Here is a 24,360-nt window from a genome sequence, read left to right on the forward strand (position 1 = left end):
ATGCGCCGGTGCACACCCTGTGATGAGCTTTAGCCAAGGCCGAGTTGCATTCGCACCTGTTTGGGGCGGTTCGTAATCACCGCGTCCACGCCCAACTCCTGGCACAGCTCGACATCCGCGGCGTCGTTGACCGTCCACACATGGACCCGGTGGCCCGCCCGGTGCGCCTTGGCGACGTACTCCGGGTGCGCCCGGATGATCCGCATCCCCGGGCCCGCGATGCCCACACCGATCGGCAGCCGGCCGTCGCGGTAGCGGGGGGTGAGGAATTGCATGAGGTAGACGCCGGGGATGCCGGGCGCCGTGGTCCGCAGTCGGTGCAGTGAGCGCGCCGAGAAGCTCATGACGCGGACCGGGGATGTCCCATCGGGGCGCTTGGCCGGTTTTGCATACCCGAACCGGTCGAGCAGCTCGACCAGCCGCTCCTCCACCTGTCCGGCCCAGCGCGTCGGGTGTTTGGTCTCGATCGCCAGCTCCACCCGCCGGTCCGCGTCGGCGACCAGTTCCAGCAGCCGCTCCAGCGTCAGCACGGACGTCCGCTCCGGGTCCTCGTGCTGCCGGTCCGGCGCCTCCCCGAACCCGTCCTCGGCGCCTTCCTTCCATGATCCGAAGTCGAGGGTGGCGAGATCGGCGAGCTCCAGGGCGGAGACCGCGCCGCGCCCGTTGGAGGTGCGGTTCACCCGCCGGTCGTGCACGCACACCAGGTGGCCGTCCGCGGTGAGCCGGACATCGCACTCCAGGGCGTCCGCACCGTCCTCGATCGCCTTGCGATAGGCGGCCAGGGTGTGCTCCGGGGCATCCTCGGAGGCACCCCGATGGGCTACGACGGAGATCGTCGGACGATCCGGGCGGGCGTCCTGGGTGGGGCGTGCAGAGGTCACCGAGTTATCGTGCCATTCCCTCGCCGACCGGCCGCCGGTGCGTACCCCCGGGGCACGGAACGGGCCATGTGTCTTCTTTGTCCGACATAAAGAATGAGGGGACAGTCACAGCCTCGGCTTACAGCGCTCTGACGCGCGGTGGGAAAGGCTGGGACACAGACTTGCCCGTACTGGCCGGTCCGTCCTTTCGGACCTGGACCGGCCCACCGGGACTCGCCCGGATCGTCCGGATCCTGAATCCTGGGTGACGGGGTACGGGTTCCCGGTGGACCCGCGGCAAGGAGCTGTACGACCCGCAAGACCCCGTACGGGCGCCGCTGGCCCCGTACGGACCGGTAAGGCCCGCGTGAAGCTGAGGAGAGAGCTGTGAGCACCGAGAACGAGGGAGCCGCCGTCCCGCCGGAGGCCACGCCGCCGACCGGGCCGCAGCCGGATCGCGCCCCCGCGTCCGGCTCCGGCGCCCAGGCTCCCCACGCGCCGGCCGCGCCCGCCGCTGCGCCCCCGCCGCCGGCCTTCGCCCCGACCGTCACCGGTCCCGTCGGCGGCGGCCCCGGTGATCAGGACCGCGCCCCGGGCTCACCCGGGCACGCATCGAACCCCTCCCACCCCGGAGGCGAGCCCGCGACCGGAGCCGAGCAGACCGCCCAGATCCCCACGTACGCGACCGCCGGCCACGGCTCGTCCGGTGGCGGCTGGGGCCAGCCCCCGTACGGTGGCCACCCCTGGGGCGCGCCGCCCGACAGCCCCGCCCCCAAGCGGCGCAACGGCGGCCTGATCGCCGCCGTCCTGGTGGCCGCACTGGTCGCCGGCGGGATCGGCGGCGGCATCGGCTTCTGGGCCGCGGGTCAGAACGACAGCGCCTCGACGACGGTCTCCGCGACCGGTGACGCCGGCGCGCTGAACCGCAAGCCCACCTCGGTCGCGGGCATAGCGCAGAAGGCGCTGCCGAGCGTCGTGACGATCGAGGCGCAGGGTGCCACCGGCGAGGGCGGCACGGGCACCGGCTTCATCTACGACAAGCAGGGCCACATCCTCACCAACAACCACGTCGTCGCCAGCGCGGCCGGCGGCGGCAAGCTCACCGCGACGTTCTCCAACGGCAAGAAGTACGACGCCGAGGTCGTCGGCAACGCCCAGGGCTACGACGTCGCCGTGCTCAAGCTCAAGAACGCCTCCGACGCCACCCTCAACCCGCTGCCCCTGGGCAGGTCCTCCCACGTCCAGGTAGGCGACGCCACCATCGCGATCGGCGCGCCCTTCGGCCTCTCCGGCACGGTCACCACCGGCATCATCAGCGCCAAGGACCGCCCGGTGGCCTCCAGCGACGGCGGCGGCAGCAGCGCCTCGTACATGAGCGCCCTGCAGACGGACGCGTCGATAAACCCCGGCAACTCCGGCGGCCCCCTGATGGACGCCGCCGGCAACGTCATCGGCATCAACTCCGCCATCCAGTCGGCGGGCAACGGCGGCCTGGGCGGCGAGTCCGGCCAGTCCGGCAGCATCGGCCTGGGCTTCGCCATCCCCATCGACCAGGCGAAGCGCGTGGCCCAGGACCTGATCAAGACCGGTAAGCCGGTCTACCCCCAGATCGGCGTCCAGGTCGGCATGCGGGACACCGGCGACGGCGCGACCATCGCCCAGACCGGCAACAACGGCTCCGACGCGGTCACCCCGAACGGCCCGGCCGACAAGGCGGGCCTCCAGCCCGGCGACACCATCACCAAGCTCGACGACACCGTCATCGACAGCGGCCCCACCCTGATCAGCGAGATCTGGCAGCACAAGCCCGGCGACACGGTCACCCTCACGTACAAGCGCGCCGGCAAGGAGCACACCGCCAAAGTGACCCTGGGCCAGCGCACCGGCGACAAGTGACGCGCTAGTCTGATCCCCGCGACACCCGCGCGACCACGCGCCGGTGCAGCGGGGAGGCTTGCCCGAGCGGCCTAAGGGAACAGTCTTGAAAACTGTCGTGGCGGCAACGTCACCGTGGGTTCAAATCCCACAGCCTCCGCCAAGGTCAGCGAAGTAGCTGGTCAGAAGGGGTGCCCGAGAGGATCGGGCACCCCTTCTGCGTTCGGTCTGTCTCACCCCGGATCGCGGGTATCCCGTCTTTGACCAGCGCGTGTGGACGGGGCGTGGACGGGGATCAGGCCTCTTCGCTCTCCTGCTCAGCCGCTCGCATGGCCCGCTCGATCAGCGCATCGGCCTGGTCACGCCTTCCGTCGAGCACCTTGGCGTAGACGCGGTAGAGCTCGGCCACACTGTGGCCGGCCCGCCGATCACTGGGGCAATGGACGCGGCCCGAGCGGAGGATCGAGGGACGACGCAGGGGTTCCTTCGGGAAGCGGAGAACGCAGCGCCTCGCTCGGTGGCGACGCCGACCACAGGTGGACGGCCTTTGATCCGACGAGTGTGGCGATCCATCGAGTGGCCACGGTGGCGAGCTGGCAGGGGCATGCGTAGGTTGCCCCCGACTTGATCGCCCCGGTGTGGCATTGCACGAAAGAGCCCCGGTTCCAGCCGGGGCTCTCTTCGTATCAGGGTGTGTCCGACAGCCCATGCCTTGGTGTGAGCCCAGCGGAACAGTGCCCCGGACCCAACTTCGGAAAGGTGAAGCGGACCAGTCGGCTTACGGAGTCACAAGGTAGGCGCCCCATATCCAGCCGGTCGTGTCGCCGGTCGTGCCGCCTTGCCCGTACCACCAGCGGTGACCGTCGTGGCCGGGCTTGCTGCACACGATAGTGAACTGCTTCCACGCGGGGCCAACGACCTTGGAGGAGGCGTAGGGACTCTCGTGTATGGGGTTGTAGATGTTGCGGACGTAGACCGTACGGTTTCGGTCGTCCCGTGTGCAGGCCCGGGAACCGTCCGCCGCGGCTGTCGGGGCAGTGACGGCAAGAGAGCAGACCGCCACGGCCGCCGTGGTGGCGGCAATGGCTGCTGATTTCAGGAGCTTTTGCATTTTCTTCTTTCTTGGAGGATCTCCCGGCGGTGGCGGGCGATCGCCTACCCGGCGCGCGGGAAATCGCCGAAACGCAGGGTTCCGTCACGCGACAGGGTGTCGCGAGTCGGCGGAACCTACGCCCGGTCGGGAAGCCACCCGGGGTTGGGCCCGGATGGTCGAGAGCCGGGCGTTCCGGTGAACGTAACACGTGGTCAGGGGACTGATGCGCCGAACCCGGCCCTGTAGACGTCTTGTTGAGGTCCAGTGAAGAAGAGGTCGAACGCGCGGATTCGCCAGGCGGACGGCACGCCGTTGCGCGGACGTGTGGTCGGCCTCAGTGCGCGGCGCTGCCGACTAAATCGAGGAACTCAACCTCAGGTCTTCTGAGGGGCCGTTGGGCACTGTCTATCGCCCGTCATGAAGCGGAAAGCCGTGGTGAGGTGCGGCATTCCTGCTGGGTTTCTTGGTCGCAAGACACCGGGCGCACGAGGGGTTTCGGCCACAGTCGTCAATTGGGGTTATTCGGCTATGAGGGCGGGATGACCGGCGTGACGCTCCACGCGGCGCCGCGCCGGTCCCTCCTGCTCTCACCGGTTCGCCTGTATTCCATCGCTGAACAGAGCGTTCGGGCCAGCGGCGGACCAGGATTCCGGGGGTGGCAGGCGCCCTTCCCCGTCCAACTGGTGGGGGATTGCTGGTTCGTGCGGTGGGTGGGGGTAGCTGCGTGCCAGCATGGTCGGTCCGGAAGCTGGCTGAGACCTGAATCTTCTCGGGGGTGGGTTGTGCAGGCTGCTCTGCGGTGGTTGGTGGCGGTGGCGGGTTCGGTTCTGTCGTTCGCTGTGGTGGCGGTGCCGTGGGCGGTGCTCTCGAAGGGGGGTGACGACCCGTGGGATGTGATCGGCCCGGTGGCGGGTGTGGTGGCGGCAGGAGTGCTGGCCGCTCTGGGCTGGTGGGCGTCGCAGGCCGGCGGGGCTGGGGCGCGTCGAGTGCGGCAGTCGGCACGCGGCGGGGGCCGCATCCGGCAGACCGGGGGCAGCCAGGGTGTAGGGGCCGGGGCGCCGGGTGCTGCGGTGTGTGAGGACGTGCGGCAGAAGGCCCGTTCCGACGGAACGGGGGACATCGATCAGGTCGGCGGGAACCGGGTCTGAAGCAAGGGGGCCAGAGACCGTGGTGGGGAGTTCGGGGCAGCGGCGTGCGCGTCAGGCGGCGCAGGCGCACAGGGATGTGACGCAGGTGGCAGGTGACATGCATGTGCACCCTGCGCCGGTACAGCGCCCGTCAGTCGAGTGGCCGGTGTGGGTGGGCGATGTCCCCCGTCCAGCTGCGGCATTCCAGCCGCGCACACAGGTACGCAAGGACGTGGAGGCCGCGCGCGGCGGCGGCAGCGATGTGGTGCTGTCCGGTCCTGGCGGGGTGGGCAAGAGCCAGCTTGCGGCGTCGTTGGCGCGGGAGCTGCGGGATCAGGAGCGGTCCGATGGGGCCGGGCTGGATGTGCTGGTGTGGGTGCGTGCCACCAGCACCGACCAGGTCATCAGCGCGTACGCGGAAGCGGCCGGCCGGTTGCACATTCCCGGAGCGTCCCCGGATGACGAGGACGGGGCGGCGCGGCGGTTTCTGCGGTGGCTGGCGGCGAGCGGGCGCCGGTGGCTTGTGGTGCTGGACGATGTCACCGACCCGGCTGCCATCCGGGAGTGGTGGCCCGACAGCGGGACCGGCCGCGGTTGGGTCCTGGCCACCAGCCGGCGTGAGGACGCCCAGCTCAGCGGAGAGGGCCGCGCCCTGGTCCGGATTGGCCTCTACACGGATTCCGAGGCCCGCGCGTACTTCCAGCGACGGCTCACCGATGCCGGTCACGCCCACCTGCACGACCCCGCCCAGGCAGGCGAGATAGCCGCCGAATTCGGTCACCTCCCCCTTGCACTCGGCCATGCCGCCGCGTATCTCATCAACAAACGGCCCACCATGGCCGACTACCTCACCCGGCTGCGCGACACCAGCAGCCGGGTGGGCGACCTGCTGCCGGCGAGCGCAGACACCGAAGGCTACGGCCAGCCCGTCACCGCCTCACTGCTGCTCTCCCTCGACGCGGTCGAGGAAGCCGACACCAGCCAGCTGGCCCGACCCCTGCTGCACCTCGCCTCCCTCATGGACCCCCTCGGCCACCCCGCCACCGCATGGACCACACCGGAAGCGCTCAACCACCTGCGCACCGCACGCCCACCGCAACGCCGCCGGCTGCGCAAACACCACCCGCCCGTCACCGAAACAGAGGTGCACAACGCGCTCGAATCCCTGCGCACCTACGCTCTGATCAACCAGGACACCGCCACCGCCCCACTGCGCATGCACGCCCTGACCGCCCGAGCCGTGCGGGAGACCATCCCGCACGGCACACTGCCCACCACAGCCCGCACCGCCGCCGACGCCATCACCAGCCTGTGGCCCCGCCACGACCACCAGGAACGAGAACTGGCCGCCCTACTGCGCGCCAACGTGGTCCACCTCGACCAGCTCACCCGCCCGGCCCTGTGGCAGCCCACAACCCACCCATGCATCTATGCGGCCAGCTACAGCCTCACCGAAGCGGGCCTCCACCATCAGGCGATCGAGTACGACAAAACGGCCGTCCGTCTGAGCAGCGACATCCATGGCCACAGCCACCCCGACACCCTCAGCGCCCGCCACAACCTCGCCGTCTCCTACAGCAATGCCGGGCGAGTCCAGGAAGCCCTCGACCTCGGCAAACAGGTCCTGGTCGATCGCGAACGGGGCCTGGGCCCTGACCACCCCGACACCCTCACCGCCCGTAGCAACCTCGCCGTCTCCTACAGCGATGCTGGGCGAGTCCAGGAAGCCTTCGAGCTCAGCGAGCGGGTCCTGGTCGATCGCGAGCGGGTCCTGGGCCCTGACCACCCCGACACCCTCACCGCCCGTAGCAACCTCGCCGTCTCCTACGGCGATGCTGGGCGAGTCCAGGAAGCCTTCGAGCTCAGCGAGCGGGTCCTGGTCGATCGCGAGCGGGTCCTGGGCCCCGACCACCCCGACACCCTCAGCTCCCGCAACAACCTCGCCAACTCCTACAGCGATGCCGGGCGAGTCCAGGAAGCCCTAAACCTGCGCGAACAGGTCCTCGCCGATCGCGAACGGGGCCTGGGCCCTGACCACCCCGACACCCTCACCGCCCGCCACAACCTCGCCGTCTCCTACCGCGATGCTGGGCGAGTCCAGGAAGCCCTCGACCTCGGCGAACGGGTCCTGGTCGATCGCGAGCGGGTCCTGGGCCCTGACCACCCCGACACCCTCAGCGCCCGCCACAACCTCGCCGTCTCCTACGGCGATGCTGGGCGGGTCAAGGAGGCCCTCGACCTGCGCGAGCGTGTCCTGGTCGATCGCGAGCGGGTCCTGGGCCCCGACCACCCCGACACTCTCACCGCCCGCCACAACCTCGCCAACTCCTACGGCGATGCCGGGCGAGTCCAGGAAGCCCTCGACCTCGGCGAACAGGTCCTCGCCGATTACGAGCGGGTCCTGGGCCCCGACCACCCCGACACCATCACCGCCCGCCACAACCTCGCCGTCTCCTACAGCGATGCCGGGCGAGTCCAGCACGCCCTCGACCTGCGCGTACGGGTCCTCGCCGATTACGAGCGGGTCCTGGGCCCCGACCACCCCGCCACCCTCAGTTCCCGCAACAACCTCGCCACCTCCTACAGCGATGCCGGGCGGGTCAAGGAGGCCCTCGACCTGCGCGAGCGTGTCCTGGTCGATCGCGAGCGGGTCCTGGGCCCCGACCACCCCGACACCATCAACGCCCGCAACAACCTCGCTCGCACCCGTGAGGCTGCGGCAGCTCTACAGCGACCAGATGCAGCAACCCCGTCAACCACACCCGACTATCAACCTCCCTCAGACGCTCCTGAGCAACCGGTATGACCTTCCCCGACCGATCTCTGCAGAAGCCACGGATCACACTCGTGACATCCATCGCTGACATCAACAACGGTGGGTGTCAGCGGTCGCTGAGTGCCCTCTGCGACGCAGGGACTGATCCATGAGACCGGCGCTTTCGAGGGTGGACTGCGATGGTCTCGGAGCCTTGCAGGGCATGAAGTAAGTGGGCTGGCCTACGGCTGACAGAACGAGAACTGTGGGACATGCGCGGGCCAGCGGAGCGACTTACTTTCTGTTGGCGGGAGTCCTTGCAGGTCAGGGCGGGCATCTGCCTGTGAAGCTGGACGTCTTGAAAACTGTCGTGGCGGCAACGTCACCGTGGGTTCAAATCCCACAGCCTCCGCAGGTGGACGGCCTCTGACCAGGGAACTCTCGGTCAGGGGCCGCTTCCTTTCCCGGTGGCCGATGATCCGTGGCCGGCCGCTCTTGGCCGCGTTCGGCCGCCCTGTCCGGCACGGACCTGGCACGTGCACGGAAGGTGTGACTGAGCCCCGCCTGGCACGTGGCGGGCTGCTCCGGGTAGGGCTCGCCCCTCCCACGCCACCCCGCCCAAGGCGGCGTCTGCAAGTGCTTGGCGACGCCCGCCAACTCCGGTGCGCGGTTACTCTCCTTGTTCTGTATGAAGGCTCCCCTCTCCCCGGCTACACGCCGTACCCTCTTGTCATGGATTGGTTAACTGCCGCCTGTTGGGGGGCATTTGGTGGTTTTGCGATGGAGGCGCTCGACTTCATCCGAGCGGTCCGATGGCATCGCAAACGTCCATGGCACATCCAGTCGGCTTCTTCGGACCTGAGTCAGCCGCCTGCCCATAGGGATGTACGGCCTGGAGAGGAGAACTTGCCCGCTACGGGCTTCGGCGCCTACCTGGCCTCCGCGGTCTTTCGGATCGTGGTCTCCGGCGGTATCGCGGGTGCCATTGCGGCGAGCGCCCCTGCGGGATCGATCACGCCGTGGCTGTCGGTCATCTCGGGTGTGGGTTCGCTGATGGTCGTGGAGCGGATCCTCACGTTGATCCCCTTGCTCGTCAGATTCGGCAAGGACGCCGTCGTCGGAATGGTGCAGGCTCACCAGGCTCAGCAAGCACAGCAGCAGTCGCAGGCGCCGCCGGCCTCCGGACCAACAGTTCCCGGGCAGGGGATTCCGGGCAGTCTTTCCACGGGCACTGCAAGCACCGCGTCCCCTGCTCAGCCGGATCCAGGGCCGGGGGGAGTGGTTCAGTGATGGCGATCGCAGCAGAGTCCTTTGCCGGTCGGTTCTTGGCCGCCGTCTCCCGGCGGGGACCGGCGTTCCGTCCCCCGCAGCCCGCTCGACCGCGTGGCAAAACGCCTCCTCGCGCGTTCATCCGGCGCTTGAACGCCATTGCCGCCAGCGGTGCCCGGCTGCGCATGTGCGCGAAGCGGCTGCGTGCGGAGTTGGTCGAGCTGCCGGCTGAGAAACGCATCAAGACCAGGGACGCCCTGCACGAGCTGGCCTACGGCATCACTCGGTTCCAGGTGGTGATCCAGCGGCTGATCCTGCACGCTGACGTGGTTGTGGAGTTCGACGCCATGGCGAACAGCCCGGGGTTCGTTCAGACGAACCGGGTTCTGGGCGAAGACGTGCGCGCACATTGGGACGAGCTGCGCGAGCAGGTGTGTGGGCGCTTTACCGAGCTGGGGGCGAGTGGCGTCGAGGCCGGGCTACTGGCACTTTTCTCCGAGGTGGGAGATGAAGTGCGCATGGGCCTGGCCATGTTCCGCAGGGAGCGGTACGTGCGTCTGGTCGGGTTTTCCGAGGCCCAGTCGCGGTTGAGCGCGATCCACGAGGTGATGGATTCCGTGCAGCGCTTCATCGAGTCCGCAGCCGACGACTTCTCCGGTGCCGACCTGACGCGAGTCGACCCTGGCACCGCTTATCTGGCCTGGCTGCAGTGGGACGAGGCCACGCGTTGGCGGCCAGACTGGGAGGACAGAATCCGGCGGATGTCGGTGGAGCGTGCACCGGGACAGTACGTGATCCAGCCGATGGACGTGGAGGACAGGTCGGGTCTGCTGGCGGACGCGTAGCCGCTCAAGCTCATTGAGTGAGGCGTTGTGCCACGGGTGGGTCACATCTCCCGATCGGTCGGACCCGCGACCTCTTGATCCGTAGCTTTGGGCAACGCTGCACCGCGGCGATTTCTTATCGGCCGACTCGTGTTCAGCTGTCCGCCGGCGTCAGCCCATGTGTCGTCGTTGCCGTCAGCGTTGCCGTCACCATGACCACGGCAGAAGCGGCCCAGAAGAAGGCGACACAAGCCCGGTAGCAGGAGCAGGTTGGCGCAGCGGTCAGCGGCCGCTGCGCGCCGCACGAACGGACTTCTCCACAGCACATGGCTCGCCGGGCGTTCGCCTCGAACGTCGCCGACGCCGGCGGTGCGCCGGATGAGGTCCAGGCACGGACCGACGATTTTGTCGATCACCCCTGGGAGGGATGGTGCTTTGGGCCGATCTGCTCCGAGGTGGGCCGTCGCGTCCCTCGGTCCCGCAAGGGCTGCGAGAAACCAAACATCGACTTACTGTCCTATTTGCTTCTAGAACAGAAATTCACCGCTTTATCGGCTTCTTCCGCCGCCCATGATGACGGTGACCACGGCAGCAAAGAAGGGTGTTTCATGGCTGATTGGGTGAAGGTCTCGGGCAGCCTCTCGGCGATCTCGGCGGGGTCCAGGACGACGGTGTGGGGGGTGAACGCGGCGAGCGCCGTCTACCGGTACACCAATTTCGACGGCAATCCCTGGATCAACATCCCCGGGGGGCTGAGCGACATCGGGGCCGCGGCGGACGGCACGGTGTGGGGGGTCAACAGCGGCAACCAGATCTACCGGTACCACGGGGACCAGGACGGCGTGAACCCGTGGAAGGGCATCTCCGGCAGCCTGGTCCGCATCGACGCGGGCTCCCGGACGAGCGTGTGGGGGGTGGACTCCGCCGGCGCCATTTACCGGTACACCAACTACGACGCCAACCCCTGGGTGAAGGTCCCCGGGGGTCTGAGCGACATCGGCGCCGGCGCGGACGGCACAGTGTGGGGGGTCAACAGCAGCAACCAGGTCTACCGGTACACCGGGGACCAGGACGCCTCGAACCCGTGGGTGGGCGTCCCCGGCAGCCTCAAGCGCATCGCGGTGGGCTCCCGGACGAACGTGTGGGGCGTCGACCCCGCCGGCAGTATTTACCGGTACACCAACAACGACGCCAGCGGCACCAACCCGTGGATCAAGATCCCCGGCACGGCCACCGACATCGCCGCCGGCGCCGACGGCAACGCGTGGCACATCAACAGCGCCGGTGACATCTACCGATACACCGGCGACCAGCCCAGCTGACCCCTGCCTCACCGAAGCGTGCGGGCTCCCGACAGAGATGGTCGGGGGCCCGCACCGACGTCCGGGGCGTCCGGACGTCCGCCTTCCTGCCCCGCAGCGTGCAGGGCCATGGTCCCGCACGGGTCGCCCCCGCCGGCGTGCCCGGCCCGACGAGCCGCAGGGCGTCCAGGCGCTTCCCCTCGCCTCAACCGCACCCTGCTCGACGAATGGGCCTACAACCGGCCCTACACCAGCAACACCAAACGCACCGAAGCCCTGACAGGCTTCCTCCTGGCTTCGTTCATTTCTAGGAACAGCGTTTGTCGACGGGTTCCGATGGCAGTTGGAGATCGACGAGTTCGTGGATGTCCAGGAGAAAAGACGGCACTGGCTGTGTCCTGCCAAGGTTGGAGGCGTGCGTAGGCGTCCGTGCCGAGCGCCTGGTGCAAGGGGCTGCTCCGGGTAGCGGCATACTCGCTGGATGGGCTCGATTTACCGCAGTGAGCTGGGTCGGCAATCCATCCAGGACTGGTGCGCCGATCAGCTTGAACGGTGGACGGTGCCGCATGAGCGGACGATGGTGACCGCTATGGAAGCGCCTACTCACGTAGTGACTGCGGGCGCCGGTTCGACGACGGTGGTGTTCGTCCCCGGTACCAATTTCAATGCGGCTGCCTCCTTGCCGTTGGCGACGGCTCTGGTCACCGCCGGCCACCGAGTTTTACTCCTGGACGTTCCGGGGCAGCCTGGCCTCAGCTCCGGAGAACGCGGACCCTCCGGACTGACCTGGTATGGCGCTTGGCTGGGCGAGGTGCTGAAGGAGCTGTCGACTGGGCCCGTGACGGTTACTGGGCCCGTGACGGTTCTGGGCCATTCCTTCGGCGCCGCTATCGCTTTGTCGTGCGCTTCACCGTGCGTCGAGCGACAGGTTCTCGTGTCCCCCGGCGGGCTGACGAGGCTGCGGGTGACCGGCAGCGTGATGGCCGCCTCTGCAGCCTGGTACTTGCGTCCGACGCCGAAACGCAGCGCCCGACTCCTGCAAGCCATGCACGCGCCCGGCCACCGACCGCGCACTGAGCTGGTTGAGTGGATGACGCTCATCGCGCGACATGCCCGCTCCAGCGCATCCCCAGGTGTCGCGGAGGACCTGCCCGCAACTACTGCTCGCCGCTGGGCGATTGTGGGGGAGCACGACACCTTCCTTCCGCCGCGTCGCCTCGGCCCGGCTGTGCACAGAACACTCGGCATCGACCTCGACGTGGTCGCCGGCAACGGCCATCTCCTGGTTGACGAAGACCCCGAATACGTGGCTGCTGTGATCGACAGCGGGGGCGAGGCTCCGCCTTCCCCTCAAGACCAGGCAATCTGAGGGGAGGCACGGTTCGGCATTCTCGCGGATCTGGAACACGAATGCCGCTCAGCACGCGGCATGACCAGTAAGACCACGGGGGCACGTTGCTCATCACCGTCGAGAGGACACCACGTCCATGAGAGTGACGCACGGGTTACCGCTTGCCCCAAAGACGACCCTGGGTATCGGCGGCCCGGCGGCGGTGTTCGCCGATCTTGAGGACTTGGCCGACTTCCCCGAGGTCGTCGCGCTCACTGACGCCTTCCCCGGCGCGCCGACAAGTCTGGGGTCAGGCAGCAATGCGCTGGTCTCCGACGCGGGCTGTTCGTCGCCGGTGTTGCGGATGAACACGAGAGGCGTGCGGTTCGTAGGGGAGACGGCCGACGGCCGGACCCTGGTCGAGGTACAGGCCGGCCACCGCCTGTCCGACCTGGTCGACACCACCGTCGGTCACGGGCTGATCGGCATGGAGATGCTCGCGGGCATCCCCGGGACCGTCGGCGCCACACCGGTGCAGAACGTCGGCGCGTACGGCCAGGAGATCTCCGACGTGCTGGTCGAGGTGACGGCCTGGGACTGGGTAGCAGGCTGCCGCGTCACCCTCGACGCGGCGACTTGCAGGCTCGGGCATCGCACCAGCCTCTTCAAGGGTTCCAGTCGCTGGACTCTGCTGACGGTGGTCTTCGCCCTGCGGAAGTCCGCGCTCGGTGCCCCGCTCACCTACCGTGCCGTCGCCGAGCGGCTCGAGGTGCCGGTCGGCAGCCAAGTGCCGCCGGCCGAGGCGGTCCAGGCGGTGCTGGCCGTCCGGAGGGGCAAGGGCATGGTGCTGGGGTGCTCCGACGCCGACCGCCGGACGGTCGGCAGCGTCTTCTTCAGCCCTGAAGTGTCTCCGGCCCATGCGAGGTGGCTCCAGGACGAGGGCGCGTCGCTCAACTACTTTCCCGACGGCTCGACCAGGGTGAGTGCGAGCTGGCTGATGCGGCGGGCCGGCTTCGGTCTCGGCAGCCCGGTTGCCGAGGGCGTACGCGTCTCGCACCTGCACCACACCCTGGTCGCCGACGAGGGTGCGAGCGCGGCAGGGTTCACTGAAGCCATTGGCGTCGTCGTCCAGCGGGTTCTGGAGCGAACCGGCATACGCCTCGTGCCAGAGATCGACTTTCTCGGCGACTGGCGTCATGGAGAGGGCGTCCCCGAAGGCCGCGGGCAACGCGGTCTCCGACAGCCGTTCGCCGACGGGCTGCCCTAATGTCTCCAGCCTATGGATGAGTCGCTCGATCGCGACCGTGCGCTGGGGGCCGCGGTGGCGGACGGCCACTACTTCGAAAGGTGAAGTCGGCCTACGCCGCCTCAACGACTTCGGGGAACGGCTCGGGCCCGACGTTCTCAGAAAATCCCCGAGAGCTGCCGGCGATGAACGTGCCACCCATTTGGGGTTCCTATTCTTTCGCATGGGTTCATGCGCTGCTGCACTGAGAGTCGTGCCCAATGCCCCATGGATGAGTGACGGATGTAATCATTCCCATTCAACTGCCTGGAAGTGCTGGCTTTTTGCGACCGATGCGGCAATGGCATGGCCCCCGCGCAGGAGTGTGGCTGAATGAGCCACTGATACCCTCTCCTGCATAAGTCGCGGACGAGTGAGCCGTCCACAGGGGGGATTCATGACCACGGATCCGAGTGCGCATCAGTTGCGCCTGCTCTTGGTGTTGGCAGAGGAACTTCATTTTGGACGCGCGGCCAGGCGGCTGTTCATCAGTCAGCCCGCGTTCAGCCGGCAGATCCGCGCCCTTGAGGAGCACCTGGGGATGCCGCTCGTGGAGCGGTCCACGCGGAGGGTGGAGCTCACGCCGGCTGGGGTGGCGTTGCTGCCGCGCATGCGGACCGTGGTGGACGCCGTCGACGCCCTTCGCGGCGCCGCAGAGACGGAAGCGCACCCAGCGGCACCGGACCGGGTGATTCTCGGGGGCTACGTCTCCGGCCTGCCCGCTCTGCGGATCCTCGTCGAGGAACTGCGTAAACGCCATGCGCTTCCCGAAGTTGAGTGGCGCGCCGTGAGCCCCCTCGAGCAGGCGCGCGTGGTGCTGGAGGGGGAGGTACACGGGGTTGCGTGCTACGGGCCCATGCCCGAAGGGATCCGGACGCTTCAGCTGGCGACCGAACCTCGTTTCGCCTGCCTGGCCAACACCCATCCACTGGCGGACCGTGAAGCCCTGACCCTCGCGGATCTGGCCGACCAGCCTGTCATCGGCTTCCCACCCGAGTCGCGCAGGGAATGGCGCGACTTCTGGGCTGCCGACCCCCGCCCCGACGGGACACCGGTCCGGTACACCGACCAGACAGGGACGACGCTGGAGGCCTGCGTCTCCCTCGCCAGTCTGGGAAACGGCATCCGTTTCGTCTCTGAAAGCAGCCGGGATCTCATGCCCTGGCCTGGCGTCCGCTTCATCCCCGTCACCGACCTGCCCCCGTGCACGGCATTGCTCGCCTGGTCGGCCTCCCGACCCCCCACCCACGCCTTCCGCTCGCTCCTGCGTGCCCTCAGCGCCTACATCCGCACCGCCGGTGCAGTGACAATCGGCAGCATCAACAGATAGTGGCGAAACGGTTCAAGGCCAGCGCGCAGCCCCTGAAAGGGGGGCCGGTCCGGCTCTGTCCGGCGCCACCCTCCAAGGCACACCTTTCAGACATCCCTTTCGCTGGAAGTCGGGGTAAGGCCCCCGCTGCCACTTGCATACCTGCTGCATGTCGTAGCGGAAGGTCTTGTCGGCATGCGCCTTGTTGCCCTTGCTGAAGGCGTGGTTCTTCTCTGCCAAGGAATCCCCGGCTCAGGCCGTTAGGTCGTGTCCGGTGGCTCGTGCTGTCGGGTGCTACTTCGGCACCTGGCCGTCGGGGAGTGGAACGGTGGCGTCCAGGACACCGTCATCGGGGGAGGGCCTTCAACCAGCGGTTTCAGGGACGGTGAACGACAGTTGTTGGACGAGAGGGTGTTCCGGAGTGCGGAGGTTCCTGCGGCGGAGCGGTTCGACTACTGGGTCGAGTTGTTGGGTCGTACTCATGCGCCGATGGAGCTGCGCAGTGACTGCGCTGACGATTTCCGGGCTTCTCAGCGCGTGTTGGATCTCGGTGCCGTCACTGTCTGGTCTGCTGCTTTCGCGCCGCAGGTCTTCCGGCGTACGCCGAAGATGATCCGGCAGTCCGATCCCGAGACGTACAGTTTGTCGCTGGTCCTGAGCGGGACCGCGGCAGGTGTGTGGCGGCACCGGGAAACCGCGTACAAGCCGCAGGACCTGTTCATCACCTCCACCTCGCTGCCGAGCGAGATCCACAGCACCGGGGTCGCGACGGTGGCGGTGGAGGTTCCCAAGGCCCTGCTGCCGTTGCCGCGTGACATGGCTGCCCGGGTGGTCGGGGCGCCGGTGTCGGCCCAGGAGGGGATGGGGGCGCTCTTGGCGCAGTTCCTCACCCAGCTGACCGCGGACCCGGCCCCGTACCAGCCCTCCGACGGGCCCCGGCTGGGCACGGTCGTGACCGATCTGGTCGCCGCGCTCTTCGCCCACATACTCGATGCCGGCCCTTGCCTCCCCCCGGAGACCCACCAGCGGACCCTTACCTTGCGCATCAAGTCGTTCATCCGGAAGCACCTGCACGACCCGCAGCTCACCCCAACCACGATCGCCGCCGCGCACCACATCTCCACCGGCCATCTGCACCGCCTCTTCCGGGACGAAGACGCCACAGTCGCCGCGTGGATCCGTCGCCTGCGCCTGGAGGCCGCCCGCCGCGACCTCGCCGACCCGGCACTCCACGCCGTCCCCATCCACGCCATCGCCACCCGCTGGGGCTTCCCCCGCGCGGCCGACTTCACCCGCGCCTACCGCACCGCATACGGCACCACCCCCACCGACCACCGGCACCAGGCCCTCCATAGCCACGAGCGACTTGGCGCCAGCACAGCTGTCCAGCTGACAGCCCCCGGATCCGGGCTGACGGCACGCCGGTAGCTGCACCCGGCGGAGATGGAAGCACCCTCGCCCAGCCCGTTTTGCCGGGTCAGGCGCCTGAATGTCGATTTGCCGGAGGTTACTTACTGCCAAGGAACTTGTGGACTGGCTGCTAGCGACCCTTCGGCGAGATTCCGAGATCCTCAACTCAGACAGAGCAAGGGTGCGGAGCCCCCTTGCGTCCACCACACACGTTTCCGCACAAGGCACTTTGGAGATCTTGAGTGAAGAAGAATCCCCGCAGGTGGCTGGCGATCGCTGCGCCCGCCGTCGTCCTGGCTTCGCTGACGGTGGCAGCTCCTGAAGCTTCTGCTTCTTCTGCTGCGGCTGCCGGATGTGTCCCCGTCGCACACCCGAACAAGGACGCGGACATCGGCTACGCGGACTCGACCAGGACCGTGGTGATGAGGACGGGCCCCTCCGCCAGCTGCGGCACGGTCGTCACCCTCAAGTCCTCCTGGAAGATGGACCTCTACTGCGAACACTTCAACGGGTCGAATTGGTGGATCTACGCCAAGGTCGCCGGCACGAACGCTGAGGGTTGGGTGTACGCCGCCAATGTCACCGTTCCCGGCTCGAAGGAGGTCGCGACCTGCTAGTGCTGGATTCCTCAAAGGCAGTACTCAGAGCGGCGGCGTAAGCGCCGGGTCGGTGGGGCGGGTCTGGCCCAAATCCATGGGCAGGCACGGGCATTGAGCTGGGCTGTTGCCAGGCGGGTGGCTACTTTCGATCTCGGGTGGTACGGCGAAGGACTGGTTGGGCAGGGCGGCCTTGCGGAAGATGCGCGACCAGCCTCCGGCCAAGACATGGCGTCCGGCGGCTTCTACGTCACCGTGGGTTCACATCCCACAGCCTCGGCAGCTCAGCGCAGCGAAATGGCCCCTGACCAGGAAGTTCGGTCGGGGGCCTTCGCCTTGTCCGTGTGCCGCGATCGGCCGGTGTTCCCCGGGGCCCCGTGGTTCCCCGGGGTGCCCCGGTGGACGGGCGGGGGAGAGGCAACTCGCGGTGGTGCCGCCAGGGGCATCACTCGTCGGTGTCAGACGTCGGTGTCAGGGTGTCAGTCGTCGATCGCTTGGTAGAGCGTGGTCCAGAAGTCGTGGATGAGCTGTGCCGGGGCCGGGAGGGACAGCCCGACCTGGGTGAGCAGGACGCCGACGAGCCCGCTGTGCGGGTCGGCGTAGGCGCTGGTGCCGGTACCGCCGTCCCAGCCGAACTGGCCGATCGGTGCGTAGTCGCCGCGGTAGGTGCGTACCGCCATGCCGTAGCCCCAGCCGCCGTGTTGGCCCTGGCCGAAAGAGATGTGGACGTTGTTGCGGGCCAGGGCGTTGCGGGCGGCCTGCTGCTCGGGGGTGAGGCAGTTGGTGGTCATCAGCTCCACGGCCGGCCGGGACAGGATGCGTTCGCCGTCGTGCGTCCCGTTGTTCAGCAGCATCCGGAAGTAGGCGTGGTAGTCGTCGACGGTGGAGACGAGACCGCCGCCGCCCGACTGGAACGCCGGAGGGGCGCTGTACTGCCCGCCCAACGCCTCGTCCCACACGGTGAACTCCCCGGTCTGCGGGTTCGGCATGTAGCAGGGTGGCAGCCGGTCGATCTTGCCGGCGGGTACATGGAAGCCGGTGTCCTTCATGCCCAGCGGTGCCAGGATCCGCTCTTGCAGGAACGTCTCGAACGACTGCCCGGTGACCCGGGCGACGAGCACGCCGAGCACATCGTGGCTGATCTGGTACTGCCAGTGCTCCCCGGGCTGGTGCATCAACGGCAGCGTGCCCAGTCGGCGCATCCACTCGTCCGGCGCGGGCAGCGCTGCCTGGCTGAAGACGCCCCGCTCGAAGACCGCGTCCATGATCGGGGTGCCCAGCGCCGTCAGATCCATGCCGAGCCCGAAGGTGGAGGTCAGCAGGTCCCGTACGGTGATCGGCCGCCGCGCCGGCACGGTGTCGTCCAGCGGGCCGTCGACCCGCTTGAGCACCTGCCGGTCGGCGAGCTCCGGCAGCCACTCCTGTACCAGGTCGTCCGGGCGCAGTCGGCAGTCGTCCAGCAGGACCATCGCCGCCGCCATCGTGACCGGCTTGGTCGTCGAAGCCATCCGGAAGAGCGTGTCCCGGCGCATCGGCGCGCCACCGTCGTGGCGCATCGTCCCGACCGCTTCGACGTGTGTTTCACCGCCCCGGCTGACCAGGGCGACGAGTCCGGGAATCTTTCCGGACTCCACGTGCCGTGCCAGCACGTCGCGGACTCTGCGCAGCCCTGTTTCGGAGAAGCCGCTCTGCTGGCCGGTGAGGTTGAGGGACATGGCTGTGTGCTCCTTGTGGGGTGTATGGGTGGGTGGGGGCGGGAGTGGGTGGGTGGCGCGGTGAGGTTTGGGTGGCTGTCGTTCGGGTGGGTCCGGGCGGTGGTCGTGCTGGGTTCGCCGTGCAGGACGGCTCCGCGGCGCGGCGGCCATGGCGTTCGCGAGTTCGCAGGTGCCCCGTTGGCCGGGGGCGTTGAGGGTGCTCCGTTGGAGGGAGCGGTCAGAGGCTGCGGGCGGTGATGTCGCCGTGGGGCGTGGTGGCGCGGATCTCGAGTTCGGCGGTGCCGTCGTTCTTGAGGGCGTTGCTGATGCGGCCGTGGCCGGTGCCGGCGTCCAGGGCGGCCGAGACGCCGGCGGCGGCGCCGACCGTGATGTCGCCGGACTGGGTGCTGAGCACGACCGTGCCGCCCATGGCCTCGGCGATCCGGATGTCGCCCCTCGTGGTGCTGATCTCCGCGGCCCCGCCCAGCCGGCCGACCTCGATGTCGCCGTCGACCGCAGTGAGACGGAGGCTCGCGGCCTCGTCCAGCTTGATCTGGCGGTACGCGCCTTCGAAGGCGACGTCGCCGAGGCGGCCGACGGTCCGGAGCTCGGTGCTGGCCGCCTTGGCCTCGACGTGGGAACCGGCGGGCAGCTTGACCGTCACCTCGATGGATCCGGAGGGGCCGAAGTACTGCTCCTTCGCCCGATTCTCGATCCGCAGGACTCCGTCGGCGTAGGCGACCGTGGTCTGCTCCGCTGCCTTCCCGTCGCGGCCCTTCGAGGCGTTCGCGGGCAGGACCTCGACCGTGGTGTCGGCCCGGTCCGCGGCGATGAACTGCACGCGTCCCGCGGGGATGTCCAGGACGGCGGAGATCGGGGCGGGGGTGTCGAACTTCTGCATCGTGCTCTCCTCTGCTCTGTCTGCGCCTTACGGCCGCTAGTTTCCGAACGCTGGAAACGCTACGTTGCTTTCCATATTCGTGCAATGAGATCTTTGCGGTGAGAGGGCGTTTGTGCAGGTGAGGGCCTATCAATCGTTGCAACGTTCTCTCGATTAATGCAACGTTGAGAGAGGTGATCGTTGCAATGTGTTGAAGGTGAACGCTATGGTGGAGGCGTCAGGGAACACGAGCAGCGCCATGGAGCACCCGTGGGCATGAAGGGGGTCGTGATGCCGGGAGGCAGACTCACCCAGCAGGAGCGTCAGCAGATCTCGGTGGGGCTGGCCGACGGCCTGGCCTACGCCGAGATCGCCCGCGGTCTCGACCGCCCGACCTCCACGATCACGCGCGAGGTGATGCGGAACGGCGGCCCCGCCGACTACCGCGCCGACCTGGCCCACCGCGCCACCCAGCAGCGCACCCACCGCCACAAGAAGGCCGTGCCCCCGGGGGCACAGGCTCTCCCGCAACCCTACGGACGCGACGCCGAGGCCGTACGCGACTACCAGGAGGCCCTCACCACCGTCTACATGACCTCGGGCCTGCCCAAGATGATGGCCCGGGTGCTGGGCTGCCTGTACACCACCGACACCGGCAGCCTCACCGCCTCCGAACTCGCCCAGCGCCTCCAGGTCAGCCCGGCGTCCATCTCCAAGGCGATCACCTTCCTGGAGAGCCAGGACCTCGTCCGCCGGGAACGCGACGAACGCCGCCGCGAGCGCTACGTCGTCGACGACGACCTCTGGTACCAGGCGATGGTCCGCAGCGCCCGGGCCAACGACCAGTTCATCGAGACCGCGCGGCGGGGCATCGGCGTCCTCGGCCACGGCACCCCGGCCGCCACCCGCCTCGAGAATGCCGCCCGCTTCCTCGACTTCGTCAGCGAAGGGCTCATCCGCGCCGCGGAGCAGGGGCGCGAGGTCCTCTACACCAGAACCCCAACGACCCCGGACGGCGCCGCCACGCCGCGTTCAGATCGCGCGTAGACGACGGGGGCAGGCACGTGGAACGCGTAAAAGGCGTGCTGATCACGAGTGGTCGTGAGTTACCGTCGGCCGCATCGGCTGGGGGGAGTCCGTGTTGTACGCACCCGACCCACACGCCGGCGGTGATGCTCACCAAGTGGCACTTCGGGATGGACCGACTTCCGGCCTGTGAACTCACGAAGGCATTCCGCCTGCTCGTCGCCCTCTTCAGCATCGCCGACACCCGCAGGCGGACGCTGCACTGCGCCGGCGGGTGCGGCCATGAGTGGCACAACTTGTCAGGTCGGCCACAGGGCCCGACCTAGGGTTACTTCTTGGCCCGTCTTGGCCTGTCTTAGCCCGCCTCAGCCCGTCTTGTCGGGTCTTGTTGGGCTTGTTTGGCTTGCTGGGACCTCGGTGACCTGCTTCTTTGCTGGTCGAAGGGGTGCTCGTAGGGGGCCGAACGGCCGTTACGAGGCGGGGCCGTCTACCTCCTTGAGCAGGAGGGTTTCGTCTTCCCCGAAGTCCGGGGCCTGGAAGGGGTTTGTCGTCGGAGGCGGCGACGCTGCGGTGGAGCAGCGGGGTTGCCCTTCCAGGGCGGAGAACAGCGACGTCGGATCGATGAGGGATCTCCCTTTCGTTACAGGCCCCTGAGAGGGCCTGGTATGCCGTGACCGGGCACAGCGGTCCTACAACTTGGTCATCTTGGCGTACGGGCTCAAGATCCGCATTTGCGTCGAGCCGAAATCCACGAGCGCCGCGATTCCGTCCTCGATGCCGATCACCCGGCCGAGGCCGTACATGTCGTGTGTGACCTGGTCGCCCATGGCGAAGTGCTTGGGGGCCGGCGTGGCCGGGGCCTTGAAGGGACTGGTAGGCAAGTGACGCTTCGGTGCAGCGGGCTTTGTCATTGCCCCCAGTATGCGCCTACATGCATCCGGCTGGCTGTGGTCGTCCACACCCGATGCCTCGGCACCGGCCCCGGACGGCAGCCACCGCTTCGGGAGCGAGGTGAGGCTAGGGCTGCTCCGGCGCCCGCATGACGACCCTGCTGTCGACCAGGCGGTCGTGCAGGCCCTGCCTCTTCGCGTTGAGGTTGGTCACCGTCGCATTGGCGACCATGAGCACCGGGACAGCGGCCGTCACGAGGTTGCCGAGGTGGCGCACGAGCGCGGCGCCGTAGGCAAGTCGTGCACCGTCGGCGTCCCGGACGACCTCCATGCCGAGGAGCCGCTTGCCCACCGTGCCGCCCTTGCGGGACACGCTCAGCGGCGAATACAGCAGCAGGAAGCTGAGCGACCACACGGCGGCCGCGGGCAGCCAGACGTCATCCAGCGAGGCAGCGACGAGGATCCGGTCGAGGGCGATCAGCGGGCCCAGTACGACGACGACGGCGATGACCGTGTCGATGGCCACGGCCGCGCCCCGCCGCATGATGTCGGCGGGCGAGCCTGGGAGCGAACGGGATCCGACCACCATCCAGGGCAGCGATGAGGAGCCGAGGTCGGTTTCGAGGCCGTCGCCCGCTGACATACGTCCGAGCATCCTTCTTCCACGCTTTCGATCACGTGGTCGTTCTTCCGGCCACGGCTGGGGCGAACAGAAGCGGCCCGGCCGCCCTGGTTCTTCGTAAACCGCTTGATCATTCGGACAGCGGTCATCTCCCTCGCGTAGATGTCCGTCTGCCGGAACTCATGCGGGGGCATCCTGCCATGGCCCTGTGCGAAGACGCCCCTGGGTCTCGGTGGCCGAGTAGGGCCGGAACCGTCTCCCCGAAGCCCGCCCAGTCGATGGCCACCTCGCATTCCGTCCTGTACGGGTGTACGGGGGTACGGGTGGGCTGGGGGCTGGGGGCAAAGCCCGTTCGTTGCCCGGGAGTTGGCCCGCTGGGCGCGCGTCGCCGGTCGTGCGAAATGGCGTCGGTGCGGTCCTTGGGGCAGGCGTAGCATGGCTGTGCGGGAAAACGGGGGGAATTGGTCGTCACCGGCCGAAATCGCATCGTCACTCGGATAAATCAATCGAGGTGAGGGCGTATGGCCATGGCCCTCTCGCAGCGATTCGGCAGAATCGCCGCGCTCACCGCCTTTTCGGCGGTCACCGTTTTCGGTGGAGCCACCCCTACATTCGCCGCCGACCCGCCGCCGCCCCCGACTCACAGCCAGCCCGCGAGCCCGGTCACACCCCATGACGCGCCAGGCGGAAGCGACCCGGGCGGCAAGAGCGGCAAGGACCGCAGTTGGGACGGGAGCGGTCGTTGGGTGAAGCCCGGCGCGCCCAGCAAACCCGGATTCATATGCGACAAGGAGAATTGCCGAAAGACGCGGCCGCATGCCCACCCTGCTCCTCCAAAGTTCAACTGCAAGGGCTTCATAAACTTCTGGATGCCGCAGCACAAATACGGTCCTGACGTCACCTGCCCCCACGGTTGAGCAAGGCCGAGAGTGAGTCGAGAGTGAGGTCAGGTCTCTCGTGCGCCGGCAGTGAGCCTGTCCGCACAGGGTGGCGTTCCGGGCTGAGGTTCCCGCTCTCGTGATGGAGAGGAGGAGACCATGCGCCGCAAGCGTTGTCTCGCGCTGCTCGCCCCGGTGTTCTTCGGGGCTCTCGTACTACCGCCGGCCGTAGCCACTCAGGCCTCGGCTGCGCCGGCCCCAGGAAATGTGGCCATGGCCCCGTCGCAAGACGAACGTGGTTACGGCTACAACGACGGCTATTACGTCGGAAAGCTGTGTGGTGAACGGCGCCACGCCGCGCCACCCGACCTCAAGGGAGTCGTGCTGGCCAGATACGAAGCGAATTGGAGCCGTGGATACGCTGACGGCAAGACCGAAGCCAAGTGCGGTGAGCGGGGCAGGTACGTAGCGCCGCCTTCCGCGCCCAGTAAGCCGCCGCCGACGAACCACGGTGAGGGTCCGCGGCACACACCGCCGGCCGGGGAAGGCACTACAGGAACGGGACCGGGCACCACTACGCACACCCCGAGCACCTCTGGCCCTGCCCCGCACATGCCCTGAGGCAGTCGGCGAAATCGACGGTCCGCAGTCCGGCGGATGATGGGCGCCTAGGACCTCGCGGTCGGTGGACGGGTGAGGCGGGTTCGTCAGCCGGCCAGGCGTTCCACCAGCAGCAACCCGCCGATGGCGATCATCATGGCACCGGAGACGCGGGTGACGGCCCGCGCCGCCGAGGGCCTGGTCCTCAGAACGGTGCGGGCGAGGACGCCGACGGTGAGGTAGACGAGGGCGCAGGCCGTCATGTGGAGCGTGCCGAGCAGCCCGGTCTGCGCGGCGGTGGGCCAGTCTCCGGCGGGGTCGATGAACTGCGGGAACAGCGAGAAGTACAACAGCAGCGCCTTGGGGTTGAGGCCGCTGATCCCGGCGCCCTTGAGCATGATCTGCCCGCGCGAGGAGGCCATGGCCTGCGTGGACGCGCCCAGGACGGCCGGCCGGCGCAGGACACCCCAGCCCAGCCATACCAGGTAGGCGGCTCCGGCGACGGTCAGCGCGGTGAGAACGGTGGCCGAGCCGGCCACGATCACCATCAGGCCGGCCACGGCGAGCAGTGTGTACCCCGCGTATCCGGCTATCAGCCCGGCGACCGCCGGGACGACCGAGCGGTCCCGCAGCCCGGCCGAGATGGTGTAGGCCCAGTCCGCACCGGGCGTGAGCACCAGCAGTAGATCCACTGCCAGGAAAGCCGCCACGGTCGTCGTATCCATCGGTCGTTCCC

19 protein-coding genes, 1 tRNA gene and 2 pseudogenes are annotated in these 24,360 nt (G+C 68.3%); 14 read left to right on the forward strand and 8 right to left on the reverse strand.

The features are described from left to right. Nucleotides 1-29: 29 nt before the first annotated feature. On the reverse strand, nucleotides 30-881 hold the full coding sequence (locus ACFWZH_RS02075) for a glycerophosphodiester phosphodiesterase (protein WP_384424344.1): 852 nt from the start codon (nucleotides 879-881) through the stop codon (nucleotides 30-32). A 366-nt stretch (nucleotides 882-1,247) separates the two neighbouring features. Between ACFWZH_RS02075 and ACFWZH_RS02080 the strand changes: the two genes are divergently transcribed. Further along, nucleotides 1,248-2,756 (forward strand): S1C family serine protease, encoded by a 1,509-nt coding sequence (locus ACFWZH_RS02080; RefSeq protein ID WP_384424346.1) that lies wholly within the window; start codon nucleotides 1,248-1,250, stop codon nucleotides 2,754-2,756. A 52-nt stretch (nucleotides 2,757-2,808) separates the two neighbouring features. Continuing rightward, nucleotides 2,809-2,898: transfer RNA gene (locus tag ACFWZH_RS02085), tRNA-Ser, on the forward strand. Between the two features lie 615 nt (nucleotides 2,899-3,513). Here the strand turns inward: ACFWZH_RS02085 and ACFWZH_RS02090 are convergent. Further along, nucleotides 3,514-3,846, reverse strand: coding sequence for a hypothetical protein (locus tag ACFWZH_RS02090; protein ID WP_384424348.1), 333 nt, complete (start codon nucleotides 3,844-3,846; stop codon nucleotides 3,514-3,516). Between the two features lie 1,341 nt (nucleotides 3,847-5,187). Here ACFWZH_RS02090 and ACFWZH_RS02095 point away from each other — a divergent pair. The 3 genes from ACFWZH_RS02095 (at nucleotide 5,188) to ACFWZH_RS02105 (ending at nucleotide 9,824) form a co-directional block, all read left to right on the forward strand. Next, nucleotides 5,188-7,761 (forward strand): tetratricopeptide repeat protein, encoded by a 2,574-nt coding sequence (locus ACFWZH_RS02095; RefSeq protein ID WP_384424350.1) that lies wholly within the window; start codon nucleotides 5,188-5,190, stop codon nucleotides 7,759-7,761. Nucleotides 7,762-8,490: 729 nt separating this feature from the next. Further along, on the forward strand, nucleotides 8,491-9,000 hold the full coding sequence (locus ACFWZH_RS02100; RefSeq protein WP_384424352.1) for a hypothetical protein: 510 nt from the start codon (nucleotides 8,491-8,493) through the stop codon (nucleotides 8,998-9,000). Further along, a complete protein-coding gene (locus tag ACFWZH_RS02105) occupies nucleotides 9,000-9,824 on the forward strand; it encodes a hypothetical protein (RefSeq protein ID WP_384424353.1) in 825 nt (274 codons plus the stop codon). The genes ACFWZH_RS02100 and ACFWZH_RS02105 overlap by 1 nt, the downstream gene beginning before the upstream one ends. 41 nt (nucleotides 9,825-9,865) lie before the next feature. Here the strand turns inward: ACFWZH_RS02105 and ACFWZH_RS02110 are convergent, their stop codons facing one another. Continuing rightward, on the reverse strand, nucleotides 9,866-10,219 hold the full coding sequence (locus ACFWZH_RS02110; protein ID WP_384424355.1) for a hypothetical protein: 354 nt from the start codon (nucleotides 10,217-10,219) through the stop codon (nucleotides 9,866-9,868). Between the two features lie 192 nt (nucleotides 10,220-10,411). Here ACFWZH_RS02110 and ACFWZH_RS02115 point away from each other — a divergent pair, with 192 nt between their 5' ends. The 7 genes and pseudogenes from ACFWZH_RS02115 (at nucleotide 10,412) to ACFWZH_RS02145 (ending at nucleotide 17,055) form a co-directional block, all read left to right on the forward strand. Further along, on the forward strand, nucleotides 10,412-11,125 hold the full coding sequence (locus tag ACFWZH_RS02115; protein ID WP_384424357.1) for a tectonin domain-containing protein: 714 nt from the start codon (nucleotides 10,412-10,414) through the stop codon (nucleotides 11,123-11,125). Nucleotides 11,126-11,237: 112 nt separating this feature from the next. Further along, nucleotides 11,238-11,395 (forward strand): annotated as a pseudogene (locus ACFWZH_RS02120) (IS481 family transposase); the annotation flags it as partial. Nucleotides 11,396-11,585: 190 nt separating this feature from the next. After that, the gene (locus ACFWZH_RS02125) at nucleotides 11,586-12,473 is read left to right on the forward strand and encodes an alpha/beta fold hydrolase (protein ID WP_384424358.1); all 888 of its coding nucleotides are present in this window, start codon (nucleotides 11,586-11,588) and stop codon (nucleotides 12,471-12,473) included. A gap of 112 nt (nucleotides 12,474-12,585) precedes the next feature. Beyond that, nucleotides 12,586-13,701 (forward strand): annotated as a pseudogene (locus tag ACFWZH_RS02130) (UDP-N-acetylmuramate dehydrogenase); the annotation flags it as partial. A 415-nt stretch (nucleotides 13,702-14,116) separates the two neighbouring features. Further along, nucleotides 14,117-15,049 carry a LysR family transcriptional regulator gene (locus ACFWZH_RS02135; protein ID WP_384424360.1) on the forward strand — a complete coding sequence of 311 codons (933 nt, stop codon included), beginning with the start codon at nucleotides 14,117-14,119 and terminating at the stop codon, nucleotides 15,047-15,049. A gap of 390 nt (nucleotides 15,050-15,439) precedes the next feature. After that, the gene (locus ACFWZH_RS02140) at nucleotides 15,440-16,456 is read left to right on the forward strand and encodes a helix-turn-helix domain-containing protein (protein WP_384424361.1); all 1,017 of its coding nucleotides are present in this window, start codon (nucleotides 15,440-15,442) and stop codon (nucleotides 16,454-16,456) included. 224 nt (nucleotides 16,457-16,680) lie between these two features. After that, complete coding sequence (locus ACFWZH_RS02145; protein ID WP_384424363.1) at nucleotides 16,681-17,055, forward strand: hypothetical protein; 375 nt, start codon at nucleotides 16,681-16,683, stop codon at nucleotides 17,053-17,055. Between the two features lie 458 nt (nucleotides 17,056-17,513). Here ACFWZH_RS02145 and ACFWZH_RS02150 read toward each other — a convergent pair whose 3' ends face one another. Then, on the reverse strand, nucleotides 17,514-18,749 hold the full coding sequence (locus ACFWZH_RS02150) for a serine hydrolase domain-containing protein (protein WP_384424365.1): 1,236 nt from the start codon (nucleotides 18,747-18,749) through the stop codon (nucleotides 17,514-17,516). A gap of 217 nt (nucleotides 18,750-18,966) precedes the next feature. Then, a complete protein-coding gene (locus ACFWZH_RS02155) occupies nucleotides 18,967-19,629 on the reverse strand; it encodes a DUF4097 family beta strand repeat-containing protein (RefSeq protein ID WP_384424367.1) in 663 nt (220 codons plus the stop codon). A gap of 270 nt (nucleotides 19,630-19,899) precedes the next feature. Here ACFWZH_RS02155 and ACFWZH_RS02160 point away from each other — a divergent pair, with 270 nt between their 5' ends. Together ACFWZH_RS02160 and ACFWZH_RS02165 are read left to right on the forward strand one after the other, a co-directional pair. Next, nucleotides 19,900-20,655 carry a helix-turn-helix domain-containing protein gene (locus ACFWZH_RS02160; RefSeq protein WP_384424369.1) on the forward strand — a complete coding sequence of 252 codons (756 nt, stop codon included), beginning with the start codon at nucleotides 19,900-19,902 and terminating at the stop codon, nucleotides 20,653-20,655. 35 nt (nucleotides 20,656-20,690) lie between these two features. Beyond that, nucleotides 20,691-20,960: a DUF5958 family protein gene (locus ACFWZH_RS02165; RefSeq protein ID WP_384424633.1), complete on the forward strand. Its 270-nt coding sequence runs from the start codon at nucleotides 20,691-20,693 to the stop codon at nucleotides 20,958-20,960. A 363-nt stretch (nucleotides 20,961-21,323) separates the two neighbouring features. Here the strand turns inward: ACFWZH_RS02165 and ACFWZH_RS02170 are convergent, their stop codons facing one another. From ACFWZH_RS02170 to ACFWZH_RS02180, 3 genes are all read right to left on the reverse strand, one after another. Next, nucleotides 21,324-21,545 carry a hypothetical protein gene (locus ACFWZH_RS02170; protein ID WP_384424370.1) on the reverse strand — a complete coding sequence of 74 codons (222 nt, stop codon included), beginning with the start codon at nucleotides 21,543-21,545 and terminating at the stop codon, nucleotides 21,324-21,326. Nucleotides 21,546-21,651: 106 nt separating this feature from the next. Further along, entirely contained in the window at nucleotides 21,652-22,167 is a 516-nt protein-coding gene (locus ACFWZH_RS02175) for an RDD family protein (RefSeq protein ID WP_384424372.1), read from the reverse strand. 1,564 nt (nucleotides 22,168-23,731) lie between these two features. After that, nucleotides 23,732-24,349 (reverse strand): LysE family translocator, encoded by a 618-nt coding sequence (locus ACFWZH_RS02180; protein WP_384424374.1) that lies wholly within the window; start codon nucleotides 24,347-24,349, stop codon nucleotides 23,732-23,734. Between the last annotated feature and the right edge of the window lie 11 nt (nucleotides 24,350-24,360).

The organism is Streptomyces sp. NPDC059008, from assembly GCF_042749045.1.
GTDB lineage: Bacteria > Actinomycetota > Actinomycetes > Streptomycetales > Streptomycetaceae > Streptomyces.